This is a genomic window from Fructobacillus durionis (genome assembly GCF_900112405.1).
Lineage (GTDB): Bacteria > Bacillota > Bacilli > Lactobacillales > Lactobacillaceae > Fructobacillus > Fructobacillus durionis.
Genome location: NZ_FOLI01000001.1, coordinates 287,818 through 312,751, shown reverse-complemented (window position 1 = coordinate 312,751; position 24,934 = coordinate 287,818). Strand labels below are relative to the sequence as shown.

Here is a 24,934-nt window from a genome sequence, read left to right as displayed (position 1 = left end):
CTGCTTTTTTAATACTCTAATAAATTAATCGCTTGACCGGTATTCAACTTTTCATCAAAGGTCCAAAAAAGAATCTGTTGATCAAGGGCTACTTCCTGTAGCAGTGCCAAAGTCGCTTCCCGCCGTTCTTCATCAAGGTGAACCAGTGCATCATCAATTAGTATGGGCAAAGGCTCTTCTGCATGAAGGGTACTTGCTAGCGCTAAACGGAGTGACAAAAACAGTAAGTCTCTTGTTCCAGAAGATAACTCGGCCGTTTGAAAGGTCCGCTTTGAATCAGATTCGTTAGAATCCTCAGTCGAGAATAAACGGCCCTTTTCCAACTCTAGCTCTTGGTAACGGCCCTTCGTTAATTGGGCCATATAAGCCGAAGCCTGCTCTAAGACTTTCTTAGATAAGGAATCTTCCTGTCCCAGGAAAGCCTGGTTCACAACAGACTTGGCCAAAACCTTGGCTAAATAACGGGTATAATCTGCTTTCAAATCGCTCTCTTGGTTAGCGAGTTTTTGCTCTAACTGCGCTAATCCGCCATCAGCAGTCAATTGCTTCATCTCAGACTGCTGATTAGCCAACTGCTGTTGTTGACCACGCTCATCTTCACGAATCGCTTGTAAGTCCTGGCGTAGCCTTTTTAGTTCATCTTCAAGCCGAGCAAAACTTTCCGCCCCATGTTCTTGAAAGAGAGAAAGTAGCTGTTCGTATCGCTCTTGGCCAAGCTGCTCATGGATTAACTGCCCCTTCTCCCGGGTAGCTTCATCCGCCTTCTCCTCATTCACCAATTGATAGAAGTCTTTTAATTCTCTTACCCCATACTCTGATAGTATCTGGCTTAAAGCTTGCTTTTGATCATCAATCTTCTTTGCCAGTGTCTGACCAGTCGTTAGCAGTTCGTTCAAACGTCGACTAGTACTTTCGGTATCAGTACTCTCCTGACTCTGCAACCACTTTCGAGTCCAGTCAACTAACTGCTCAGTTGACCAAGTAGCCAGCTTTTCGCCATCAACTATCTGATAGTGAACTAGGTTATCGGCTAGTTGCTTTTTAGCTAACTCCGCCTCTTGGTCTAAGGACTGAAGCTGGGCTTGCTGTTGCCAAGCAAGGGCAACAGCTTCCTGTTTCTCAATTGCCTCCGCCATATTAAAGGGTTGATAGCGTTCGGCAATTAACTGCCGTGCCTGAAAGTCTCGGTAGGCCTTCGCTAACAGAATGGCAGCAACAATTCCAATCCCCAAACCAAGCGGTGCAGAAACAACTGCCACAATGACGATTGCTAACACGAGGGCTATCCCGCCCAAAGTGGTTGTCATCACTGATGAAGACGCCAGTTCAGACTGTTCGCGTTTTGAGAGTGCCTTGGGCAATCCATGGTCAAACTGAGCAGCAAAATTCGTCAGCTGTTGAACTAACCCCTGCTTCTTTATTTGGATATTCAGCAGCTGATTAAGGGAATCGTTAACCATCACCTGCCCCTGATCCTTTTCCTGGGGCTGCGCCAAAAGAGCTCGCAGTTTGTCGATTTCTTTCTGATTAGCCTGCTGCTGTTCAAACAGCCAGTTACCAGTCTGCTCTAACCGTTGGACCTCTTGAACCGTTTCCAGTTGAACCTGCTGATTGACTTTCTTTGAACCAGCATCTGCTTTAAGCTTCACAGCTTGTTCAAACAAGGGCCAGGCCTTTGTTAAACTTTCCTGATCACTCAACTTTTTCAACAGAGACTGCTCTTTTGTTCGGGAGCGATTCAGCTCTTCATCCAAAGCCTCTTGATTGGCCAGTAACTCTTGGTAGCGGCTGTATTTCTCCTGCTCCGCCGGCCTTTCCGCCAACAGCTTCTGGTACTCACGGTTAGCCAAATTCAGTGGCCGCTTCCCGTTCTTTCCTTGAGCAAACAGTGCCTGCCCCTCTTCCTCTCTATCACCGGCCCATTTCAAAAAACGCTGGGCCTGAGGGCGGGTATAGGAGAGCAAAACCTGGTCAAAGTCGTCAGCGGTCAATTCCGCTACCGCACCCAATTCTGACTCGTCAAAAGAATAAACTTGTCGAAAGTCACTTTCTTCTAGGGGCGCAATTAAATCTGCCAACCACTTTTCAGGATTAGGCATTTCAAGTCCAGTATCAAGGGCGGTCACAGTCAAAGTCGACTTAGTGCGTCCCAGTCGTTCGACCCGATAGCGTCCCTTTTTAGTAGATAGTACCAGAGAACCACCATACTGTGCACCAGAACGGGGAACGTACAACTGGTTCCCAGCCTTTCGTCCCTTAGGAAAACCAAAGAGAACACCTAAAATAAAGGCTTTAACAGTCGTTTTCCCAGCTTCATTTGGACCGAAAACCACCTGCCATTGGTCATTAAAATCAAAGGTCACGTCCGACCATTTTCCAAAGCCAGAAATATGAATTGATTCAATTCTCATGATTCCCCTCCTTCAGAAAATAGTTCTTCCAACGCTTCCTGAACGGCCTGCTGCCCTTCTTTACTAGTAAAATAATCACGAATTGGAAGAGGCACTTCATCGGACAAATTGGCCGTCAAAGGTTGCCCCTCGATGGTTTGTCGAATAGCCTGATCAAAATCCATTTGTGCAAAGGCTGGTTTCACTAACTTCTGTTTATGGGACAAAGCAATATGAATTGGCCAAACTTTTCCGCTCTCTGGTAGTGCTAACTGCACCTTATCGAGTAAGCGGCCGTCCGCTTGATCAGCTTGCATTTCGGCTGGAATATCACCATTTAATTCGATAGATAGCAACGTCGTAGAATCAAACTCCACTTGCTTTAACTGCCCAATGAAATCAAGAAAAGACCGGCAATCCGTCATTTCAAGGGTTTCAAAGCGAACCGGTGCTAAGCTTAGGAAAGTGGGCTCCAAACCTTGTCCACTATCCCGCACTAAGAGTGCCCCCTTTGGCCCTGTTTCCTTGCGATTCAGTCCCTGTAAATTACCTGAATAAGCAATGACTGGGTGTTCATGCAGCACTTCTCGAATATGGATGTGTCCGAGAGCCCAGTAGTCATAATTCTTCTGCAACATTTCCTCAATTGAAAAGGCGGCGTAATCATCCCCAACCTGGCCAACGGCCCCATGGTATAGGCCCACTTCATAATCAATCGATTCGTTTCGAACTGGAAAGTCCACTAGGCGGTCCCGTCGCTCTGAACGGTCACGATAGGAAAAGCCAACAAAGGCCACCCGCTCACCTGTGCGAGTCATCAAAATCTTTTCTTGAACTTCCTGGCCAAAAACGTATACATTATCAGGCCAAGCGTTCTTAACCCCTTCATAGGCCTGATAATCATGGTTCCCAAAGGAAAGTACGACCTGGATTCCCGCCTCTTTCAGCGCTAGAAAGCCCTTCACCAGTGTGGCCTGTAGACGGGCCGTCTGGCCAGCACCATGCATGAGGTCCCCCGGAAAGAGCACGAAGTCCACTTGCTGCTGAATCGCTTCTTGAATCAAACGGTCAAAGGCCACGTAGCCAGCATCTGCCACTGCATCTTGAAAAGCTTTAGGTAAATTCTTTGATAAACCAGTAAAAGGATTGCCCAAGTGGACATCCCCCGCGTGAATAAATGACAGCATAGCTCCGCTCCTTCCAAACAGGTGTTCGTATCATTATTATACAAGAGCCCGAGCACTTTTCAAAAGACTGTACTAAAAAAGTCCTAGAAGATTTCTAGGACTTTTGAATGAATATTATCTTTTTTTCTAGACCTTAGTCTAAAACATCCTTGGTGAAACGGCCCATTGGCTGATAGTCATGGCGGTCCTTGAAGGATAGTGGTGCTGTTTTAGCCAAACGAACCTTTTGATTCTGCTCGGTCAAGAAAACCTGACCAGGCCCAATTAACTTCCCCTTGGTATGCTTTCCAATCCGCCAAGGGTGTTCTTTCTCCCCCTCAGCAACGTAAAGCTTACCAGAGGCATCTTCCGTTAATGGCTGGCCGTATAAAATCACCGTGTCGTACTTTCCCTTTGCCATCTTAATTCTCCTGTAAGCGAATCATCTTTGCACCCATTTCAAAACGGGTCGAATCGATTGGCGAATCCGGCTTCAAGTGCAGGTCAAAGTCCGTTCGGTCAGATACCATGGCAAAGTCCGATCCACGCAAAGCTGGCATGTGAGCAACCAGAGCTTCCAAATCGCTCCCGTCCAAGCCGCCCTTCCAAGAACGGACAACCAAACGAATCAAAGACAATTGCAGAATCTTCGAAAGAAAGGCAATTTCACCAAATGGCATTGGCCGTAGCCAAGTGTCCACAGCAAAATTAGGTAATGATACTTCCGCAGGCCAATCAGTACGTTTCTCCCGCCAAATTAATTGATAAACACCAGAGTAAGGCAATTTGATACCGGATAAATCAGCATCGAAAACGTCCTGATCAATCAAACGAACTTCACCTTCCTGGTGCTGAGTCAGCACTAGCGGATAGGCCTGTTCGCCATCATAGAAAATGTTCAAGGCAAACTCGGATTCGTCCTTTTCAGGACCAGCTGGCTGATGCTTTTCCTTTGGTAGCACAATGACTTTTTGCCCTAGGGCTACCAAGGCCTCAATCAACTTCCGTCGGTTACCAGTTACCACGATAGCTTCCGGATGCTCCTGGTCAACAACGGCCATCACATCAGAAACTTCCAAGGGTTCCAAATACTGCTTATCAGACAAGTGTGGCAACAAAGAAGCGTCGGCCGCATTGTTGTTCATGATGACTGTCTTATAGCCTAACTTCCGCAACTCGGACAAAACAACCGAAGTCACATAACCAGCGGCAGCGCCATCCCCCATTCGAAAGGCCCCTGCTCCAACAAGCAAAATCGACTTATCTGAAACAGGCTCGGACTCATTTTCCTCTTCAAAAGTCGCAAAGAACTGGTGGGCGTTTTCTGGGAACTCACCGGCTGATGGTTCCAGAGCCTTATAGGTTGGCACGACACCGGACTGCTTCGCCAAGGCACGGATAGACTGGAAGTCCGTCTGCCAAAATCGTGCTAACAAACCATCTGAAAGGCCAGACTGCTTGGCAACGGAAAGCATTTCCTGGCTGGCTTCGCCATCAACGATTTGACTCTCAATCTTCAACAACTGCTTCAATTGATAGAAGTAGAATTCATCGATCTTAGTCAATTCGGCTAATTCATCCACTTCATAGCCCCGTCGAAGCGCTTCGACAAGTAGAAGTACACGGTTATCGTGGGGGTGAATCAACTGCTGAATCAACTCATCATCCGATACGTTCTTCATATACTTTGGTGAGAAGGAGCGGTTGTTAAAGTGGGCCGCACGAATCGCCTTTTCCATGGCCTCGGTAAAGGTTCGGCCAAAACCAAGGGCTGACCCAACCGACTTTTGAATTGAATTCAGCTGCCTGTTCACTTCGACCCCAGCAGCCTTCAAATCGCCAAAGGAGAAAACGGGCAGCTTAACGACAATGTGGTCCATTACGGGTTCCATCATGGCCGTTTTGGCATGGTAAGAATCAGGTAATTCAACGTCTTGAATAGCACGGCCAGCCGCTAATTGAGCAGCCACAAGCATAACCGGATAACCAGTCATCAGAGCCATGCGATTAGTCAAATTATCCAAGTATGGTGAGACTTTAATAATATAAAGCTGGTTGGTTTTTTCGTTCAAAGCCAATTGAACATGAACCGGTCCTTGAATATTCAAAATGTTAGCCACTAAGAAGGCCTGTGAGCGCATTTCTTGAAGGACCTGATCCGAAATGGTTAGTACCGGTGCCACGGAAAGTGAATCCGCCGTGTGAATTCCGACCGGATCCATATCCTCGGTCGCTCCCACCTGCATACAGTTTCCATTAGTATCACGAAGAACGAGAATGGAAATTTCCTTCAACCCGTTAATGGCCTTGGAAATCACCACTTCCCCAGTCAAAGACTGGCTCATCACCTGGTCAATGGTATCTTCAAAGTCATCCAAACGCCGTACGATTTTACGTGTCGTCCCGGCTGCTGGGTTGTGTGCACGCACCAACAATGGCAACTCCAAATCACGCAATAATTCATTAGCTTCCGTCTGGTTGCGGACAATCGTTGCCCGTGGCATGGACAGCCCAGCAGACTCCAAACGCTCAAAAAGCGCCGCTGAATCGTTTAACAATTCAACGGTTGAATCGGGCATTCCCAAACCAACTGGCCGGGCGCCATCCGTTTCACGCCATTCCGAGATAATTTGCTGCCAAAGACGTATACCACGAATTCCAGCAAATCCAGGAAAGACCGCATCAATCTGCTTTTCCTTAATAATGGACTTAATGTTTTGAACCGTCAGCGTCGAAACAATGGTCTCCGCCTCAGAGGATTCCAAAGCCATCGAATAAGGATTATCATCCACCAAAAAGAGACGGTATCCCTGCGACTTTAAAATGGGCAAAACCTGGTAAATGGCCGCATCGTTCTCACCCTGCATACCAAAGTCAGTTTCACCAGCACCCAAGAACAGGATGCGCTTTAAATTTTCATCAGTTGTTCTTTTGTACATAATCTACTACCGTTTCGAAGAAGTCCGCAAAAACACGCTTTGCTTCCAGTGGTCCAGGTGCCCCGTCGGGGAAAAACTGTACCGAAAAGGCCGGAAAGTCACGGTGGCGCAAACCTTGAATCGAGTTATCCACCATATCCCGGTGGGTTACGAAAAGCTTCTTTGTGTCCAAGGCGTCAGGGTCGACCACGTATCCACGTCCCTGTCGGGCATAAATCATTTCTTGCGAAATAATTTCCTGAATAGGATGGTTCATCCCGTGGTATTCAGCTGGCAAAGTCGTCAACTCCGAGTTGTTTGCCAGTGCAAAGAGCTCGTGCCCCAAACCGATACCAAGCATTGGCACCTTCGACTGCAAAACGCGAATCAAAGTCAAAACTGACTCCGGTAGGTCCTCGGGGTTTCCTGGTCCCGTCGACAAGATGATACCGTCTGGATCCAGAGTCAACACCTCGTCAACCGAAGTCGTATAAGGCAGCACCGTTACGTTGGCATCGTAGTCGCCAAGAACTCGTAGAATCCCGTTTTTCAAACCAAAATCAATCACAACAATGTGAAAGCCGCGGCCTGGATTGGAATAGGCCTTCGTTGTCGCCGTATTCTGCACCTGCTTGTTCGTCAAAACCGTCGCCTGTAGCTGATCACGAGCGTGGTCATCGACAACATCCACGATGGTTGCCTTTTGTGAACCAGTCTCTCGTAAATGACGAATCAATTTACGGGTGTCCACCTGGTAAAGACCAGGAATATTATGCTGTTTCAAGAAACGGTCCAAATTCATTCGACGCTGACGGTTAGTGGAAACCTCAGCCAAGTCGTGGACAATCATCCCGCGAATCTTAGGGTTAATGGATTCATAGGCTTCCGCGTGAATTCCATCGGCACCAACAACGGGCATGGCAAAAACAATCATCTGCCCATCGTAAATTGGGTTGGTGATTGTTTCCTGGTAACCAGAGGTTGCCGTATCAAAAATAATTTCACCAAAGGTCGTTGCTGGCGCACCGAATCCCTGGCCTGAAAAAACTGTCCCGTCTTCTAGAATGAGATGTCGTTCCATTGTGTCCCCTGTTTTATCACAGCAAGTTCGGTGAATTAGTGAACGATTTCAACCTCGTCCACGTCATCAATTTCCTTCACTCGCACTTGAATCTTTTCGTTTTGAGCAGTTGGAATGTTCTTTCCAACAAAGTCCGCACGAATTGGCAATTCGCGGTGACCACGGTCAATCAGAACTGCCAATGAAATCGTCTTTGGACGACCAATTTGAATCAAAGCGTCCAAGGCCGCACGTGTTGTACGACCGGTAAAGAGTACGTCGTCGACAAGAACAATGTTCTTATCGATAATGTTGACGCGGTCATCTTCATCCAAACCTAACTTCGTGTGGTTGCTCAACCGATCATCACGGTAGTCTGAAATATCAATGGCCATCACCGGAATCTGAACGCCTTCCAGTTGTTCCAAACGGTCAGCAATGCGGTGTGCCAAATACTCACCACGGGTTTTCACACCAACCAAAATCAAGTTTTGGCCACCCTTGTTGTGCTCCAAAATTTCATAGGTAATTCGCGTTAGTGCTCGTTGCATGGAAGCTTGGTCTAAAACAATTTTGTTAACCATCTTTCACTCCTTTTTTATATGTATACTTACTTAATCATTCTTCTTTTAAAGCTTTTAATACTCGTTTGAAAGACTCAGGTAACTCTGAGTCAAAAGTCATCTTTTCGCCCGTGTTTGGCTGTGTTAAGACCAAGGTTTTGGCGTGCAATAACTGACCTTTTAGCTTTATATCCGCCATCACCTGCTGGTGGCCATAGGTTGGATCGCCAACAACCGGGTGTCCAATGTATTGCATGTGCACACGGATTTGATGTGTCCGTCCAGTTTCCAGGGCTAGCTTCAAAAGCGTATAACCGTTGAAGCGTTCCAAGACTTCAAAGTGAGTCACGGCATCGCGTCCGCCAGGGATGACCGCTTGCTTCTTACGGTCCTTTGGATGGCGACCAATTGGTGCATCCACCGTTCCCTTGTCTTCCTTGAATTCGCCACGAACCAAAGCATAGTAATAACGCTCGGTCTTGTGGGCCTTCAATTCTGCTGCCAATGCTTGGTGGGCCTTGTCATTCTTGGCCACCATTAGCAAGCCCGACGTATCTCGGTCAATACGGTGGACAATTCCTGGCCGGAACTCCCCGTTAATCGTTGAGAGTGGTGCATGGTAAAGCAAGGCATTCACCAAGGTTCCAGTAGCGTGTCCTGCAGCTGGGTGAACAACCATTCCCTGTGGCTTATTAACGACAATTAAATCATCGTCTTCATAGACAATATCAAGCGGAATGTTCTCTGCTTCGATAGCCGTTTCCTTTGTTTCGGGAACCGTAATGAAGACTTCGTCGCCAGCCTTTGCTTTGTAAGAGGACTTCACTTGCTTTCCGTTAACTAGGATAGCCCCTTCTTTAATCCAAGCTGCCAAAGTCGAGCGCGAATGTTCGAGGCCAGCGTTGACTAAAGCGGCATCCAAACGCTTGCCACCCTCTTTAATTGTGATTTGCTTACTGTTGCTCATTCAGTTCATCCTTTATTTTCCGGCATGCCCGTCGTGTCAAACGGTAACGTTTTTCTTTGCCGTCTTCGTCTTGAATCGTTAATGTTCGGCCATCAACCTTTACTGATTGACCTTCTTCACCAAGTTCGATAATCTTCATTTTCCAGAAACGCAACTGTAGAATCTGTATGTATTTCTTATCAAAAACAAGCCGGCGCATTCCAAAGCGGTAAATCCCAACCAAAACAATGAAAACGGTATAAGCCAGCCATAGACCATTGACTTTATAAAAGAGTTCTGACGCCCAAATAGGACTAACAGCAAGAAAGCAGCCCCAAATTAACCAGCAAATTGCGGCCCAATCAGAGGCCGGCTGATAATATGCTTTAATTTTCGTCATGATAACTCCTTAAAGTGAAAGATACTGTATCTATTTTACCATTTTATAACCGCTTCTGTTATTGTAAGACTGGTAAATATGAGGAGGAAATCGCATGATTCAAATCCAAACAGACGCTGCTTTTCGACAATCAACAAAAGAAAGCGCTGCCGGCATTGTTTTTGTTAAAAATAAAGAGCAAATTCCACTCAAAAGTTCATTAAAACACTGCGAAAGTAACCACGAGGCTGAGTTTCAGGCCCTCATTTGGGGACTCAAACAGGTGCAAGCGGAATTAAATGACAATGAAATCATCCAAATTCAGTCTGATTCCGAAATTCTAGTCACTTCCCTTCAAAAGCAGTACGCCAAACACTACCAAAAAGAGGTCGATGAAATTCTTGGACTGCTCCCCAACCTTGACATGGTTTTCTTTATCTGGATTCCAGATAACAAGAACAAGGGCCCCCACCAGCTTGCCTGGCAGGTGTTAAATCAAGACTAAAATCTAATATTCTCAATAACTCATCTTTAGACTAATAAAGTAAGCACAAAAAAGTCCTTTAGGAATCTTCCTAAAGGACTTTTTGATTAAACTTAAGCTTCAGTTTCGTCTTCAATCAACAATTGGTAAGCCCAACGTGCTGTTGAAACGTGAGGTGCTTCTTGCATGTGAACCGTTCCACGTTGCTCAAAGCCATTGTTCTTAATAACCTTTTGCATTGGCAAGTTGCCAGGGTGCGTATCGATTCGGAAATCACGTGCACCTTGTGCATAGAAGTATGAAATCAAGGCAGTGATGAAACGTGGTGTTAAACGTTGTCCACGGAACTTATCTGACATGGCAACACGGTGAAGTGAGGCATAGTCATGTCCCTCCTTCAACCATGAACCGTCTTCCAAGGCAGTGTAAAGTGGGTCTTCACCTTCGAAGGCAGCTGCATATCCTGCAACTTGGTTATCAACCATCAACACAAAGGCTTGGTGCTTATCCATATCGGTCTGAATGGTATCAGCGTTAGGGTATTCTCCCTGCCACTGATCCAATCCTTGTTCCTTCAAATAAGCTTTGGCCGTTTGTAAAATCTCGACAATGGCGTCAATGTCGCGAGCCTTGGCCCGCCGCATGTATACTGCTGGCATATTCTTTGTTTGCACGTTCAATGAATCAAACGTGCGGCTCCTTTCTCTCAATCATCAGAAGAATATTATAGCACAAAGATTTCAATGACAAAAAGCCTAGTTCAAATTGAACTAGACTTCCTGGCATTATTTAACTATTTTCAACTATTTATGCTTACGACCTGTTGTGATAAATCCGATTGTCGCTGCTGCCATAGCTGAAAGTGCAACGATGACACGGTTACCACTCACCTTATCCTGCTTAGCAGTTGCAGGTGAAGCAGCAGATGAATCAGCGCCACCGCGCTTCTTCATTGCTTCAAGAGCGGCCAATTCGGCTTCGCGCTTAGCACGTTCAGCATCCTCGGCTGCTCTTCTTGCAGCGTCGGCATCGGCGTCTGAACCACCGGAGTGGTTCCCACCGTTATCGTCATCATTACCTCCACGGTTATCTGGATTATCACCACCGCCGTTGTCGTTATCACCGCCTCCTGATGGATTATCACCAGACTTTGGTAATGGTAGTTGGGCAATCTTATCCAAGGCTTCCGCTACTGCAGCGTCAATCTTGTCGTGTGTATCAGCCACATCGATCTTTGCATCGGCCTCATCAACAATGGCTGCGAGATCTTTTTCAATTTCGTCTCGTTCGCCTGCGTTAGCGTTTGGAACCGCATCAATGGCAGCCTTCTTTTCCTTAGCTGCTTGCTCTACCTCAGCCTTTGCCTTTTCCTTGTCGTCATTGACTACTGGCAAACGGTCAGGGTCGTCAACAGCTTGGATAACAAAGATAATGACATTCTTAACTCGTGTTAACTCACCCAGCGTCTTTGAGCCATCCAAAGCGGACTGATTATCGTTGATGATTTTATCAACCTTTTGCTTCTGACGATTCAAACTCTCTGGGTCAACGTGACTAATCTTATCGAATGATTGTTTCTTGTCATCACCAGCTTGTCTTACAGCTTCCTTAGCTTCCGCAAGGTCCTTTGCTGTTACCGGACGATGATCCCGGTCCAACTTTGGTGATTCCACGTGATTGATAGCCTCTTCACCCGCCAAAAGTACTTGGTTCAAACCAGCAATGGTTTGTGCCCCAGCAATCTTGTCTTGGTATAGAAGAACCGTCTGGTCCACTTCAAGCTTTTGAGCAGTTAATGAATCACTTTGAGTACCAATAATCTGGTCAAAATCGGACTTCTTTGTTTCAGCCACACGCTTCAACTGTTCGACAGCCTGATCACGATCCTGCTGACTTGGAGTCTGATAATCGCGACTTAATTCTGGCTTTTCAACCGCCTGAATTTCAGCACGTGCAACCTTCATTGCAGGGTCCAATTCTTGTCGTTGGGCCAATGCCATAATGGTTGATTTCACACGGCTAAGTACATCCTGCAAACGTTGCTTTTGCTTGGCCAGTGAATCTGGATCAACACCAAGTAGATGTTCAAATTCATCAGTCCGTTCATTGACCAGCTTTTCAAGTTCGGAAACGGCCTGTTGCTTTTCAGCATCCGTTAATGGCTGGTAACCATCCTCAACATCTGGACGGGCCACCGCTTGAATAGCAGACAAAGCATCAACCAAGTTCTTTTGAAGGTCAGACTGTGTTGGACTATCTTGAATAATCGACTTCTGCTTTCTCAACGTATCTGTCAGAACCTTAATTTGACGGTCTAATGACTGAGCATCTACGTGAGCAATCGATTCAAAGTCAGCACGCTTACTTTCTGCTGCCTTTTCTAGAGATGAAATAGCCATTGCGATTTCTTCCTTACTTGGATGATCGTCCTTTGGCAAAACATCTGGGAATGGAATGTCATACAGGTCTTGAACGGCCTTCGTAACGATAGCGTTTAATTCCAAATGGGTCTTTGCTTGACTAAACAATGGGATTCGTTCCTTAACCAGTTGGTCAACTTCGGCCTTTCGTTGGGCCAAACTATCAGGGTTCACTCGTGCCATATGATTAAAGATATACTTTCGGTTATCCCCATCCCAAGTCAAACGGTTTGTAGCCGCCTTAATATCCAAGCTTGTTGGTGGCTGGTAATCATACTCCAATTCGGGAGTTGGCACCGTATCAATCAAACCGATGTATTGACGGTACTGGAAAATAACAAACCAATTTGTATCGGCATTTTGAATGGCATTCTGTCCCTTAGTCAAAATGTCCTGCATAATTTCAAGTTCTTCCTTAAGACTAACTTGGCTAACGTGTTCAATCGCCTCAAACTTCTGCTTCTTTTCATCAGCATAGCGTTGAAGCATTTCCTTGTAAATGTCCTTCATTTCCTGACTAGGTGGCTGATCAGATGGCTTTGCCTTTGGGGCCGGAACCTGAGAAATATCCATCACGGCCTTGCTAATGAGACCGTCCAACTCATTTCGAGTTGTTGCGTTATTAATATCAGCCGTGGCCTTATCCACAATGGCATCGACGCGGTCCATTTGTTGCTTTAATGAACCCTGGTCAACGTAAGGAATCAGTGTAAACTCCTCCTTCTTTGTTCGACCGGCAACAACAACTTGACTAGTTGCCGCTCTTTTATCATCAGGGGTAATAGGTTCAAATCCTGCTAATAAAGCCGGCTCCTTCACAGAATTAATTGACTGAATTGCCAATGATAATGTTTGATCAACACTTCCACGGGTTGAAGATGCTTGAATATCATCGGCTGCCTTACTTTCAATCGTACGAACTTCTTCGCTTTGCTTCTTCAAACTAACGGGGTCAACATGGTCGATTTCTTCAAATCGCTTAACACGCTGGTCAGCCGCTTGATAAAGAAGAGCAGTTGCACGCTTCTTGTCATCCAAACTAGCCGGCTGGAAAGCGGCCTCCAAACTTGGTTGACTAATTTGATTCATCTTATCTAAAGCCTGGTGCAAAACAGACTGCACGTCACCCTTAGTCTTAGCAGAATCAATTGTTGTTTCGCCGACCGCTCTTTCACGTTCAACTAGGCTCTGCTGTTCATTCAAGCTTAATTGATCAACGTGCTCAATACCCGCAAAGGCCTTCTTAATTTCATCAGCTCGATCTGACAGTGTCTTCTTAGCCTTTTGACGGTCTTCAGCATTCGCTGTCTTACGCTCTTCTTGAACTTCAGGGTTATCAATATGGTCAATATCACTGAGAGCCTTACGGAAGGCATCATCAACCTCTCCTTCCTTCTCAGCTTGATTAATCGCCTTCTTCCCCTTATTTACAGCGTCATCAACTGCTTTATCTTGTTTCTTTTCAGAGTCAGGATTAACACCGTCAATATCGGAGAAGCCCTTCTTTTTCTTATCGGCCGCTTCATCCAACTGCTTCTTCGCCTGGTCCTTCGACTCTGGCTTAGCAGGTTGATAAGCCTTTTCCAAAACTGGTTCAGCAACCGCTGCGATTCGAGCAAGTCCTTCTTGAACGGCATTCCTTAATTCGGCTTGTACGCTTGCCTGTTGAATGGCTGACTTAGCCCATGAAAGCTGGTTAATAACGGCTTCTTTTTGTTGCTGTAAGCTCTTTTGGTCAACATGGGCAATTTGTTCAAAGTCCTTCTGCTTATGGTCTGAAGCTCTTTCAACAAGGACCACCGCTTCATTACGGTCTTGGTCTGTTACCGGTTGATAGTCCGTTTCAAGTCCTGGCTCCAAGACGGCACTAATCGCTTGCAACCCATCAGACAGCACTTGCTTTACTTGTCCGTTCATTTTAGCTTGATCAAGGCCAGACAAAGCATTCTTTAACGTCTCTTCCAGTTCTGAAACACGGCGTCCTAAATCGGATTGGTCAACATGGCCAATTGCCTTAAAGGCGCTTTCACGCCCTTCCTTGGCGGTCGTCAACGTTTGCTTAGCTAGGTTCTTAACCATCTCATTGGCCGGCTGATACTCTGGCAAAACCATTGGATCAAGCACCTGACTAATCGAAAGAAGGTGCTCGTTCAATTCACGGTTCACATCCCCATTTGTCTTCGCTTCATCAATGGCATGGTAGCCACTTTCAGCGATTACTTCTAATTGATGGGTTTGGTTCTTCAAGCTCGTTGGATCAACATGCTCGATTGAATTGAAGATTCGTTCCTTCTCTTGCTTAGCTTGCTCAAGCTGACGCTTGGCTGCATCCTTCTTTTCTGCACTAGCTGGCTGGTAATCTTCTCCCACAACAGGGTCCGCAACCGCTTGGATTGTCTTTAATCCGTTATCCAAAACAGCTGCAACATCCTTACGAAGCTGAGCAGAGGTAATCTGCCCTAAATAGTCCATGAGAACTTGACCGACAATCTTTTGCTGGTTAGCTAATGAAGTTGGGTCAACGTTTTCAATGGCCGCCATCGCCCTCTTACGCTTAGCTGATGCTTCTTCCAGTTGCTTTTGAGCGGACAACTTATCATCACTCGTAGCCGGCTGATAATCATCTTCAAGGCTTGGTGCAGCAATGTTTTCAATTGCGGCCATCGCCTCTTGCAAAGCCTTGGCGAGGTCGCCCTTTGTCACTGCTGACTTGAAGCTTTCTAATCCGCTGGAAAGGTTTTTCTCAATCAATTGACTCTGTTGCTTCAAAGAATTCTGGTCAACGTGTTCAATTTGGTTAAAGCTCTCTTGTTTATTCGTCGCTACTTGATGAAGCTTTTCAGCAGCGTGCTGACGGTCTTCATCCGTTGCCTTTTCATTTTCAAAGATAACCTTTGGCATTGGTAAGTTATCCAGTGCCTTCAATCCGTCACGATAGGCCTTATCAACATCTGCCAAAGTATCGGCTTGGTCAATGGCTGTATCAGCCTCGTTGACAATCCGGTCAACACTTTGTTCTGTTTCCTTTAGACTATCAGGATCAACGCCATCAATATCTTCAAAGAAGCGTTTCTTTTCTTCACCCGCCTGCTTCATGGCATTCTTAGCTTCTTCACGATCAGCAACCGTTGGCTTTTGATAGGCAGCTTCCTTCTTAGGGTCAGCGAGACTTTCAATCTTAGAAAGCCCATCAGTTAACGCATCACGAAGTGCTTGCTTATTTTGTGCAGCATTAATTTCTGCCATCGCATCGTTCACAATCATCTCCAACAGATTACCCTGTTCCTTAAGTGATTTAGCGTCAACGTGCTCAATCTTCTTCATGGCATTCAAACGGTTCTTTGCCGAAGAATCAATGGCATCACGAGCGTTTTGACGATCAATATCAGAAACTGGCTGGTAAGCTAACTCTAATTCTGGTTCAGCCACTGTGTCTAAAGTAGACAATCCATATCTCAAAGCTGACTTCACTTCACCCTTTGTCTTGGAAGAATCAATCGACTGGTTGGCTACGTCAACAACCGCATCCAGGCGGGCATCTTGCCGGTTCAAAGAATCCTTGTCAACATGCTCAATGGCAGCAAACTTTTCCTTCTTCAATTGCAGAGCGTTCGCCAAAGCCTGCTTTGCAGCAGCCTTATCAGCAGCCGTCGCTTCATCGTAATCATTATTACGTACTGGCAAAGCAACGTTCTTAATGGCCGCGATTCCTTCTTCTTTCACGGCAAGCAATTGGTCATAGCTCTTACTTTCGTCAATTGAATGACTGTAATCACTCAAGAGAGCATGAACCTTGGCACTCTGTTCAGCCAAACTTTCAGGATCAACAAAGTCAACCTTCCTAAATTCAGCCAAGCGGTCATCAGCCGCATCCTTCAATTCTGTCATTGCCTTATCCTTCTCTTCTTGAGAAAGGTAGAGGTTACGAATCTTGTTCAATCCCTGATTGGTTTCTTGACCAATTTGGTTTAAGTAATCTTGCAAGCTCTGCTTAGCGCTCTCTTCTTCAGCGTGTAAGTAAATACCTGCTAAATTCTTCAAAGTATCATCTTGAATCTCTTGAATCGACTTGATGTACTCTTCTTTTTGCTTGTCAGTCAGATCTTTAGCGTCCGTAATCATCAAACGATAACTATAGGCTGTTTCGTTAATCTGCTGATCACCCTGCTGACGGGCTGCCCGACGCATGGCAGTGTCCAAGTCCTGACGGGTAATCACTGACTTTTGGATTTCCTGCATATTCTTAACAGCTGCATCCTGAGCGACGAATACGTCTTCTTCACTAGCTGCCTTTTCTAAAGCCTGATTAGCGGATACCAAAACATCATCCATGCGATGAATAAAATCAACAAGCTTTTCATCGGCTACCTTTGGCGTTAAATCTTGCACCGTTAACTTAATGAAATCTGACTGCTCCTTAATGTGGTTATAGGCAATTGTCCGCTTACGATTCAAATCAACTCCGTCTTCAGCAGAACGGGTTACCACAGCGTGCTGAATAACCGTCATCTTAGTTGGTCGCAGCGCGATTCGACGGCCATCAGCCAGTGTCATTTCACCGTTGTAGTAAACAGTGAATGGTCGGTCATAGATAGCAAAGTCATCGGCACTCGTCTTCTTTCCTTCCGGATCAACAGACTTGACCAACTTCAAGGACTTCACGGCGTCAGTCGGATGGAAGCCTTTATCATCTAGGAGAACATCCCCTGTAAAGTAATCAATCACACGGTCAAAACGGTCACGTTCTGAGTAGAAGTCTTCACCAGGCTTCAAATCAACCGTTCGATGGTCGATGTCAGAACCAGGAAGAACCTGCTTAACGCCATCAATTTCCATCCATTCAGCCTTTGAAGAATCAACGTCCTTGGTATTGTATTCACCCTGATTATCAAAGAGCGAAATATAAGCACGCCAAGTATCGATGCCTCCTGTTAGTTGTGGATTATCATGAATCTTGTTTCGGTCAATAACAATGTCTTTTCCAAGGTTTCCATTGGTATACTTTTCCTTCTTCTCAGACAACATGCTATTCGCGTCCAAAGCGTTCATTGACAATGACAAACGACCATTTGGATCAGGTGGCAGCTGTCCCCTGGTCAACACCTTATTCGGACTATCGTCTGCATAACCGGCCATGGCCTTTGAATTAGCAGAGTCTTTTCCGTAAGCAGTTGCCATTTCTTCAGAAGACATGTTTCCTTGGTAACGGTTCAAATCAAAGTTCAAATAACCGTAAGCGCCACCAACGATGTTTCCTCCCCAGGAAAGGGCGTTCATGAAGAACTTTGTCAGCATAATTTTTGCTTGCAGGAAGAGAGAATCAAACTTATCCAAGTTATCCCCTCGAACTAACAAATACATACCACGAGGGTCTTCCTTCAAGTTCGTCTTAATGTCCTTTGGATAAAGAGTGATTGGGTAGAAAGGACTATCCACTCCCTTCGCCTTCAAGTTTGTACCGTACTCTTCGTTAATCTTGTCCAAAACGGACCCCATTAGCAAATCAATTACGGAACCCGCGTAACCAGAAATTGGAATACCCGCTGAAGAAGAAATAATGTCACGAATTCCAGGAATCCGGTTCAAAATTTCATCAACACTCAGGTTCACATTAAAGTCCATCTGAGCACCAAACTTTGACTTTTCCAAATTCATTGCTTGAATAACGGTGTTTGGGTCCGCCCCTTCGGGTACTTCTAAACGCAAGTAAATACCGTACTGCCCGCTATCATAGTTCTGGTTAACGCTTGTATCAATGGCACCAAAAGTTAGTAAATTCGTAATGGCTTCAAGTGTTCGGCTCAACTGACCTAGGTAGTAAGTTGGGTTCAGCAAGGAACCGTTTGTTGATTGAATTACTGCGTAAAATGGGAAACCACCGGAGAAATTCAATGAATTATTTTCAGGTGTATAGTTTATCTTCGTTCCCTTGTAAGGAGTTCCCATGATTGAAAGAATCCGGTCGGCAACCTCTCGTACCAAGGTTTCATCAGTAATCAAGCGCATATAGGAAACGTTCGAGTAATCGTTTTCCTTACCACCATAACCAAAGAATGAGTATGATGGCACGTCGAACTTCATTTCACCAGGCTTCTTCACGTACTCTTGGTTGTAATCCAACTGTCCCTCACCCGGATAGGCCAAGTTCGGTAAAAATCCACCCAAAACATTTACCAATTCTTCATAAGAACTCGTCTTTGTCATTTCATACAGTGGTTTCAGAGGATCATTATTTGGGTTAGTTGAATAAGGCTTCTTAGCCAAATCATTCTTCACAGTATCTAGAATTTGACGTGCGACATCGGCTAAGTGTGCCTTATCTTCATCAGTTAAGGGAATATCTGACTGTGGCAATGGTGTTTGTTCTGCCTGATGGGCATCGGTCAAAGCCTTTGCAACATCATCGTTTGATTGCTGATTAGCCTCGCCGTCCAATGGCAGAACCTTAGCAGGCTTTTGGTTATTTTGTTCATCACCTTTAAGAGGCACTACCTGATCATCCTGATTAGAATGTTCATCTGCTCTTACCGCTGAAGAATCAGTACCTTTTGCTGCTGTACTCGCTCTTTCATCAGAAGGCTTCTGATTCTTCGGCTCCGAAACAACAGAAGAAGCATTGTCGTCTATTTGATTCTTTTCATCAGCAGCGGTCGTAGGTGAAAATTGTTCGTTTTGACTCTTCACTGGCTGGCTAATGTTCAAATCATCAGCAGTTGCCGTCGCACGATGTCTTGCATCAATTTCAGCAATACCAGTTGAAACAAAAACGGTGGACGCAATCAACCAAGTTCGCTTGGATTGCGCGATTGTCAATAAATTATTTTTCTTAATCATTTACGTTCATCCTTTTACTTTTCTTTTCGACGTCTTACAGAAAGTATATCGGAGAATATTTAAAAAATAAAATTAGTGAAAATTAATTTAAATAATTAAAAGATTATATTGGTCTAAAATGTATAATATCTTCATTTAATTCAAAATATCCAATTAATTAGAGATTTTAAAATAAATAAAACATGAAAATAAAATTCCCTTTCTAAATGAAAAATAAAAAAGACTGCCAAAGCAGTCTTTTTAAAAAGTAAAGAAAATCCGTAAAAAATTTACTATACCAATTTATTTTAAAATTATTTTTTGATTGGCTTTGCCCAGTACTGAAAATAGTCCACTCGCAACTGACCGTTATAGAGCTTACGCTTCTTCGTTGCCTTTTGGCCATAGACTTTTTCAAATGATAAATCCGATGTCAAAATGTACTTTGACCAGTGCGTCAAAGGCTTGTATAGCTGGCCCATCGTCTTGTACAAAGCTTCGGCTGCATCCAATTCACCCAAACGTTCACCGTATGGAGGGTTAGCAACCAGAACACCCTGTTCAGTAGCTGGGTGCCAGTCGGCCAAGTCCAAGGTTTCAAAGGTGATGTCCTGGGACAATCCGGCGTGCTTGGCGTTTTCTTGCGCAATCTTGACCATGCGTGGGTCAATATCGTAACCATGAATGTCCAAGACAGAGTCGTAATCGGCCTTATCTTCGGCTTCATCACGAATCGTATCCGACAATTCATGGTCGAACCAATCCATCTTTTCGATGTCAAAAGTCCTGGTCAAACCAGGCGCCAAGTTACGACCAATCAGGGCCGCTTCAATGGCAATCGTTCCTGAACCACAGGTTGGGTCCACAAAAGGTAAATCCTTACGCCAGTTTGTTAACAAGATCAAAGCTGCTGCAAAGTTTTCCTTCAAAGGCGCCGCACCCTTTTCAACACGGTAACCACGCTTGAACAAAGATGGTCCGGTCGTATCCAAAGTCAGCATGACCTGGTCCTTTGAAATCATAACTTCTAATTGGGCAAAAAAGCCGTTTTCAGGCAATCGTGTTCGAACATGGTAGGCTTCTTGCAACTTTTGTACAATGGCCTTCTTCGTAATTGACTGCACGTCTGGTACAGAGTGCAAAATGGACTTGTGTGAACGTCCAGCCACTGGGAACTCTGAATCATAGTTCAAATAGTCTTCCACTGGCAGCGCCTTGATTCCCTGGAAAAGTTCCTCAAAAGTCTTGGCCTCAAAAGAACCGATAACGATCTTAACACGGTCAGCCGTTCGCAACCATAGGTTGGCACGCATGATGTCGGCCTGTGTTCCTTCAAAGAAGACACGGTAGTTATCAACGCGAACGTCGTAGCCCATATTCTTTAATTCTTGGCCAACGACTGATTCCAAACCAGCCGCCACTGTTACCATGATTGTATATTTCTTTTCCATTGTTTTCCTTTATAATAAAACTTACTATGAATGTTTTTGACTTTTTCTCACTAACAACTTACATTGATCGCAAGACACCACTCTACGGACAAGTCGACGACAGTCGCGATAATATCCAAGCGATTACCGCCCTCCGTTTTCTTGGCGATGATAGTCGTGTTGCACTGGTACTCAGCGCTAGCGGTCGGCCACTTTCACTAGAACAGGTTCAAACCAGGCTGTCACAAGTTGGTGATAAAGCCAGTTTCTACTGTCTCATCGACGGTCGACCCCGCCCGGTTCTTGGTTTTCACCAGGACCATGACGGTAAAATCGTCATCAAGTAATTCCATTTCTAGCAAGCAGCCCGTTTCAATCTTACAAGTCATCCAACTTAAAGATTGGCACCGTTGGCTGCTTTTTTGCTGCCTGCTGACCAGTTGACTGCCGCCCTTGCCCCGCTGACTTACTGGCATCATAGGTAACGCCCCGCCGGCGCTCCTTTGCTAGTTGCACGGCCTGTGGTGAAGTCAGGTTCGCTTTCTTCCAGTTAATCAAGATCGTTTCAATATAGCGCAAGGAACGCGCATTATTGGCAATCGCCTCTTGAATGGCCAGAATCATCATGTTTGGATCAAAGTGTTCAACATCAAACCACTGGTTAATCGTCTGCAATTCCATTGGCGACAACTGACGGCCGAATTCACCCTGCAAAACCCGCACCACCTGACGGCGGCTCTGCTCACCAGCAGAAACCACCGGATTATCCTGGTTCACCCGTTGACCCGCTAACAGCTTGTCAAACAAGGGGGTAAAGTCAAAGTACTCCTGGCGGTTTCCGAGATTCTGAACGGTCATCAAATCCAACTGAACAAAACGCTTAATCCGTTCAGTCAAAGTCTGCTCCGTGACTTTCATGGTTGCTGCCAAGGCAGATAAGCTGGCCTGGTCACCCTGTTTCTGCAAGCGGGAAATTTGCAGGTAGATCACCAAGTCATCATTATCCATGCCGATATCTCGGTAATGACTCAATAGATAGTTATAAACAGTCGTCTGACCTGCGTTAATTAAGGCTTTAACACTCTCTTCCATATCAAACCTCATTTTCGTAGAAAAGCGCCCAAGACAAACTTGGACGCTTTTACTCTGTTAATTAAGGGCGTAGACGGTTCATTGTACGTGGGAATGGGATAGCTTCACGAATGTGTTCTTCACCCGTTACGAAAGTCACCATACGTTCCAAACCGAGACCGAATCCTGAGTGAGGAACTGATCCATACTTACGCAAATCCAAGTACCACTGGTACTCTTCAACACCCAAGCCGTCGTTGATGATGCGTTCCTTCAAGTAGTCATAGTCCGTATCACGTTCTGAACCACCGATGATTTCACCGTAGCCTTCTGGGGCCAACAAATCGGCTGAAATCACGACGTCCTCACGTTCTGGATGGCGCTTCATGTAGAAGGCCTTGATTGCCTTAGGGAAGTTCACAACGAAGACAGGCTTTGAGAAGTGGTTCGCCAAGAAGGTTTCTTCAGGTGAACCGAAATCAACACCCCATTCAACGTCAAAGTCGTTGTCTTGCAACAACTTGATGGCATCATCGTATGAGATACGTGGGAATGGCAATTGCGTGTATGACTTCAACAATTCCTTGTCACGCTTCAACATGTCCAATTCTTGGTCGTTTTCTTCCAAGACCTTTTCAATCAAGAAGGCGACGTAACGTTCCTGCAATTCCAAAGACTGTTCTTGGTGGAAGAAGGCCATTTCTGGTTCAATCATCCAGAATTCGTTCAAGTGACGACGAGTCTTTGACTTTTCAGCACGGAAGGCTGGTCCAAATGTGAAGACACGTGAGAAGGCCATGGCCCCTGCTTCGGCGTAAAGCTGACCAGTTTGTGACAAGTAAGCATCTTGCCCAAAGTAATCCGTTTCAAATAATTCAGTGGTCCCTTCAGGAGCTGAACCAGTCAAGAGAGGCGCATCCAACTTGATGAAGCCTTCTTTGTTAAAGAATTCGTAGGTTGCCGCAATAATGGTGTTACGAATCTTCAAAGTAGCGTATGGCTTGATGTGACGGAGGTACAAGTGACGTTCGTCAAACAAGAATTCCGTTCCATGTTCCTTTGGCGTGATTGGGTAATCGTGTGATTCACCAATTACTTCGATTTGATCAATCTTAATTTCGTAACCAAAGTCAGAACGTGCGTCTTCATGGATCACACCATAAACGTACATTGATGTTTCCTGCTTCAATTCCTTAGCCGTTTCAAAGACGTCTTCGGGCACATCGGCCTTGGCAACAACACCCTGGAAGAATCCAGAACCGTCACGCAACTGCAAGAAAGCCATCTTCCCTGAACCACGCTTGTGACGCAACCATGCGCCAATCTTTACACGTTGACCAACGTACTTTGATGCGTCCTTAATTTGAATCATCGGAATCGTTTGCTCTGTCATACTAATGTGGGGCAAGCCCCTCCTCCTTCTATTATGTACGGCCTCACGGCCAGATTATCGATTATTTGATGAAGCGTTCAATTCGCTTCAAGGCTTCGTTCAAGGTTGCCTGGTCCTGTGCGTAGGATAAACGCAAGTAGCCCGGCATCCCGAAACCTTCGCCAGCTGGTAGCGCGACTTTTTCGGCTTCCAAGAGCTTGTCGGCAAATTCCAGCGTAGATGAAAGATTCATCCGGTCCAAGACATCCTGATCAACCTTGATGAAGAAGTAGAAAGCCCCTTCCGGCTTAGCCGCTAGGTTCAAACCATCAATCTTCTCAATCAAAGCGTAGGTCGCGTTCAACCGTTCTTCAAAAGTCTTGCGCATCCCCTCGACCACTTCTTGGCTCTCCGTGACAGCCGCTTCAGCCGCAGCCTGAGCCGCTGCCGTTGGCCCAGAGGTCATGTGCCCGAGCAATTTACTCATGTTGGCAATCACGCTCTCGTCAGCCAAAGCCCAGCCGATTCGCCAGCCGGTCATGGAGTAGGACTTGGAAACCCCGTCCACGACGATGACTTTGGAACCCGACAGAGTCTTCAACTTCATGGCAGACGTAAAAGTCGCACCGTTGTAAACCAGACGGCCGTAAATTTCATCAATCATGATGAAGACGTCCTGCTCTTCAGCCCAGTTCAACAAGCCCAGAATTTCCTCTTTACTGTATAGAATACCAGAAGGGTTCGTTGGGTTGTTAACCATGATAAGCTTTGGCTTGCGGTCCAAGGCATCCAAATCAGCCACCCGCAACTTGCCTTGCTTCTCATCACCAACCGCGATGAAGTCAGCCCCGGCCATATTGACCTGTTCGGCGTATGAAACCCAGTAAGGCTTAGCAGAAACAACAAAGTCGCCAGGGTTAACCAAAGCCTGAACCATGGCGTACAGTGCCATCTTAGCACCAGTCGTCACAACGACCTGGTTCACCGATAACTCCTGTCCCGTTAACTTCTTGGCGAGGTCAACAATTCCCTGCCGCAGCGAAAGGGTCCCGGATACCGGCGTGTAAAACGAAGTCTTTCCCGTTTCAATTGCCGCGATAGCCGCCTGTGCAATGGGCTCCGGTGTTTTGAAGTCCGGCTCTCCTATTCCCAAGTTAATCACGTCTTCACCAGCCGCCGTCATGGCCTTGGCCTTTTTGGAAACGGCTAAGGTAGCGGATGGATGAACGGACTGGGCCAGGGTTGAAAATTCACTTTCTTCTAGCATCAAGTACTCCCTTAAATTCCGTTTACTGCACGGTAGATTGAACCGTTCTTGTAATCCATCGTCAGGTAATTCAAGCTACCGTTTTTAGCTTGGTAAGAAATCTCCCAAACTAAGGCACCTTGGTACTCGGACAGGTTAGCGGAATAAACCTTCTTAGGATGGTAATCAGTCGTCAGCTTCTGCTTTAACTCAGCCTTCGAAATACCGTTACCGTAATCAAAGACTTGGACTTTGCCCTTCTTACCGTGAATAATTGCCACCTTACTCTTGCCCTTTTCAGATCCAAGAACGGCGTAAGTTGCGCCATCACGGTAATCAACTGTCATGTCATGTAAATCCGTCAAACTGGTTTTTTGTGCAACAACCGTCTGAACATTACTCTCAGCCTTCGCCATTGGGCGTAAGGCCAGGTAAGCATAAAATGCAAAGGCTGCGAAGATCAACACCGCAATCGTCACTAAGATGGCGATAAACTTCGACCAGGAAAACTTCCTTGGTCGGGCCATATTGACCATTAAGTTGTCATGTCTTTCCATGGTAACCTCACAAAATTTGCTCTACTGTTAAATATTATAGCAAAAATCATCCCCATACAGGACGATTTTCACGTTAAATCACAACTCTTTCTGCAAAAGTCGCCTTCCCCTTTCTCTTT

At 45.7% G+C, this 24,934-nt stretch carries 17 protein-coding genes; 2 read left to right on the top strand and 15 right to left on the bottom strand.

Features of this window, described 5'->3' with window-relative positions:
* Positions 1 to 8: 8 nt before the first annotated feature.
* From BMZ93_RS01385 to BMZ93_RS01350, 8 genes are all read right to left on the bottom strand, one after another.
* The gene (locus BMZ93_RS01385) at positions 9 to 2,411 is read right to left on the bottom strand and encodes an ATP-binding protein (RefSeq protein ID WP_091501430.1); all 2,403 of its coding nucleotides are present in this window, start codon (positions 2,409 to 2,411) and stop codon (positions 9 to 11) included.
* On the bottom strand, positions 2,408 to 3,577 hold the full coding sequence (locus BMZ93_RS01380; RefSeq protein WP_091501428.1) for a metallophosphoesterase family protein: 1,170 nt from the start codon (positions 3,575 to 3,577) through the stop codon (positions 2,408 to 2,410). The genes BMZ93_RS01385 and BMZ93_RS01380 overlap by 4 nt, the downstream gene beginning before the upstream one ends.
* Positions 3,578 to 3,710: 133 nt before the next feature.
* Complete coding sequence (locus BMZ93_RS01375) at positions 3,711 to 3,977, bottom strand: DUF7671 family protein (protein WP_091501426.1); 267 nt, start codon at positions 3,975 to 3,977, stop codon at positions 3,711 to 3,713.
* A gap of 1 nt (position 3,978) precedes the next feature.
* On the bottom strand, positions 3,979 to 6,495 hold the full coding sequence (locus BMZ93_RS01370) for a carbamoyl phosphate synthase preATP-grasp domain-containing protein (RefSeq protein ID WP_091501424.1): 2,517 nt from the start codon (positions 6,493 to 6,495) through the stop codon (positions 3,979 to 3,981).
* Positions 6,476 to 7,555: a carbamoyl phosphate synthase small subunit gene (locus tag BMZ93_RS01365; protein WP_091501423.1), complete on the bottom strand. Its 1,080-nt coding sequence runs from the start codon at positions 7,553 to 7,555 to the stop codon at positions 6,476 to 6,478. Before BMZ93_RS01365 ends, BMZ93_RS01370 begins: the two co-directional genes overlap by 20 nt.
* A gap of 35 nt (positions 7,556 to 7,590) precedes the next feature.
* The gene (gene pyrR / locus BMZ93_RS01360) at positions 7,591 to 8,118 is read right to left on the bottom strand and encodes a bifunctional pyr operon transcriptional regulator/uracil phosphoribosyltransferase PyrR (protein ID WP_091501421.1); all 528 of its coding nucleotides are present in this window, start codon (positions 8,116 to 8,118) and stop codon (positions 7,591 to 7,593) included.
* A gap of 34 nt (positions 8,119 to 8,152) precedes the next feature.
* Positions 8,153 to 9,064: an RluA family pseudouridine synthase gene (locus BMZ93_RS01355; RefSeq protein ID WP_091501420.1), complete on the bottom strand. Its 912-nt coding sequence runs from the start codon at positions 9,062 to 9,064 to the stop codon at positions 8,153 to 8,155.
* On the bottom strand, positions 9,051 to 9,443 hold the full coding sequence (locus BMZ93_RS01350) for an EbsA family protein (protein ID WP_091501418.1): 393 nt from the start codon (positions 9,441 to 9,443) through the stop codon (positions 9,051 to 9,053). Before BMZ93_RS01350 ends, BMZ93_RS01355 begins: the two co-directional genes overlap by 14 nt.
* A gap of 94 nt (positions 9,444 to 9,537) precedes the next feature.
* On the opposite strand from BMZ93_RS01350, the gene BMZ93_RS01345 reads away from it, so the two are divergent.
* The gene (locus tag BMZ93_RS01345; RefSeq protein WP_091501416.1) at positions 9,538 to 9,927 is read left to right on the top strand and encodes a ribonuclease HI family protein; all 390 of its coding nucleotides are present in this window, start codon (positions 9,538 to 9,540) and stop codon (positions 9,925 to 9,927) included.
* Between the two features lie 92 nt (positions 9,928 to 10,019).
* On the opposite strand, the gene BMZ93_RS01340 is transcribed toward BMZ93_RS01345, so the two are convergent.
* The 3 genes from BMZ93_RS01340 to BMZ93_RS01330 all read right to left on the bottom strand — a co-directional run bounded on the left by BMZ93_RS01340 (position 10,020) and on the right by BMZ93_RS01330 (position 20,590).
* Positions 10,020 to 10,565: a GNAT family N-acetyltransferase gene (locus BMZ93_RS01340; protein ID WP_091501922.1), complete on the bottom strand. Its 546-nt coding sequence runs from the start codon at positions 10,563 to 10,565 to the stop codon at positions 10,020 to 10,022.
* Between the two features lie 144 nt (positions 10,566 to 10,709).
* Positions 10,710 to 19,160 carry a DUF1542 domain-containing protein gene (locus BMZ93_RS01335; protein WP_091501415.1) on the bottom strand — a complete coding sequence of 2,817 codons (8,451 nt, stop codon included), beginning with the start codon at positions 19,158 to 19,160 and terminating at the stop codon, positions 10,710 to 10,712.
* Between the two features lie 293 nt (positions 19,161 to 19,453).
* Positions 19,454 to 20,590, bottom strand: coding sequence for a THUMP domain-containing class I SAM-dependent RNA methyltransferase (locus tag BMZ93_RS01330; protein ID WP_091501413.1), 1,137 nt, complete (start codon positions 20,588 to 20,590; stop codon positions 19,454 to 19,456).
* 26 nt (positions 20,591 to 20,616) lie between these two features.
* On the opposite strand from BMZ93_RS01330, the gene BMZ93_RS01325 reads away from it, so the two are divergent.
* Positions 20,617 to 20,916, top strand: a complete 300-nt coding sequence (locus tag BMZ93_RS01325) for a hypothetical protein (protein WP_091501412.1) — start codon at positions 20,617 to 20,619, stop codon at positions 20,914 to 20,916.
* Positions 20,917 to 20,947: 31 nt separating this feature from the next.
* Here BMZ93_RS01325 and BMZ93_RS01320 read toward each other — a convergent pair whose 3' ends face one another.
* The 4 genes from BMZ93_RS01320 to BMZ93_RS01305 form a co-directional block, all read right to left on the bottom strand.
* Entirely contained in the window at positions 20,948 to 21,661 is a 714-nt protein-coding gene (locus BMZ93_RS01320) for a DnaD domain protein (RefSeq protein WP_091501410.1), read from the bottom strand.
* A 61-nt stretch (positions 21,662 to 21,722) separates the two neighbouring features.
* A complete protein-coding gene (asnS, locus tag BMZ93_RS01315; protein ID WP_091501408.1) occupies positions 21,723 to 23,033 on the bottom strand; it encodes an asparagine--tRNA ligase in 1,311 nt (436 codons plus the stop codon).
* 61 nt (positions 23,034 to 23,094) lie between these two features.
* Positions 23,095 to 24,279 (bottom strand): pyridoxal phosphate-dependent aminotransferase, encoded by a 1,185-nt coding sequence (locus tag BMZ93_RS01310; protein ID WP_091501405.1) that lies wholly within the window; start codon positions 24,277 to 24,279, stop codon positions 23,095 to 23,097.
* An 11-nt stretch (positions 24,280 to 24,290) separates the two neighbouring features.
* Positions 24,291 to 24,815: a hypothetical protein gene (locus BMZ93_RS01305; RefSeq protein WP_143404263.1), complete on the bottom strand. Its 525-nt coding sequence runs from the start codon at positions 24,813 to 24,815 to the stop codon at positions 24,291 to 24,293.
* Between the last annotated feature and the right edge of the window lie 119 nt (positions 24,816 to 24,934).

Coding starts and splice junctions, on each gene's coding strand:
- BMZ93_RS01385 (WP_091501430.1), bottom strand. CDS start 2,411: ATGAGAATTGAATCAATTCATATTTCTGGCTTTGGAAAATGGTCGGAC.
- BMZ93_RS01380 (WP_091501428.1), bottom strand. CDS start 3,577: ATGCTGTCATTTATTCACGCGGGGGATGTCCACTTGGGCAATCCTTTT.
- BMZ93_RS01375 (WP_091501426.1), bottom strand. CDS start 3,977: ATGGCAAAGGGAAAGTACGACACGGTGATTTTATACGGCCAGCCATTA.
- BMZ93_RS01370 (WP_091501424.1), bottom strand. CDS start 6,495: ATGTACAAAAGAACAACTGATGAAAATTTAAAGCGCATCCTGTTCTTG.
- BMZ93_RS01365 (WP_091501423.1), bottom strand. CDS start 7,555: ATGGAACGACATCTCATTCTAGAAGACGGGACAGTTTTTTCAGGCCAG.
- pyrR (WP_091501421.1), bottom strand. CDS start 8,118: ATGGTTAACAAAATTGTTTTAGACCAAGCTTCCATGCAACGAGCACTA.
- BMZ93_RS01355 (WP_091501420.1), bottom strand. CDS start 9,064: ATGAGCAACAGTAAGCAAATCACAATTAAAGAGGGTGGCAAGCGTTTG.
- BMZ93_RS01350 (WP_091501418.1), bottom strand. CDS start 9,443: ATGACGAAAATTAAAGCATATTATCAGCCGGCCTCTGATTGGGCCGCA.
- BMZ93_RS01345 (WP_091501416.1), top strand. CDS start 9,538: ATGATTCAAATCCAAACAGACGCTGCTTTTCGACAATCAACAAAAGAA.
- BMZ93_RS01340 (WP_091501922.1), bottom strand. CDS start 10,565: ATGCCAGCAGTATACATGCGGCGGGCCAAGGCTCGCGACATTGACGCC.
- BMZ93_RS01335 (WP_091501415.1), bottom strand. CDS start 19,160: ATGATTAAGAAAAATAATTTATTGACAATCGCGCAATCCAAGCGAACT.
- BMZ93_RS01330 (WP_091501413.1), bottom strand. CDS start 20,590: ATGGAAAAGAAATATACAATCATGGTAACAGTGGCGGCTGGTTTGGAA.
- BMZ93_RS01325 (WP_091501412.1), top strand. CDS start 20,617: ATGAATGTTTTTGACTTTTTCTCACTAACAACTTACATTGATCGCAAG.
- BMZ93_RS01320 (WP_091501410.1), bottom strand. CDS start 21,661: ATGGAAGAGAGTGTTAAAGCCTTAATTAACGCAGGTCAGACGACTGTT.
- asnS (WP_091501408.1), bottom strand. CDS start 23,033: ATGACAGAGCAAACGATTCCGATGATTCAAATTAAGGACGCATCAAAG.
- BMZ93_RS01310 (WP_091501405.1), bottom strand. CDS start 24,279: ATGCTAGAAGAAAGTGAATTTTCAACCCTGGCCCAGTCCGTTCATCCA.
- BMZ93_RS01305 (WP_143404263.1), bottom strand. CDS start 24,815: ATGGAAAGACATGACAACTTAATGGTCAATATGGCCCGACCAAGGAAG.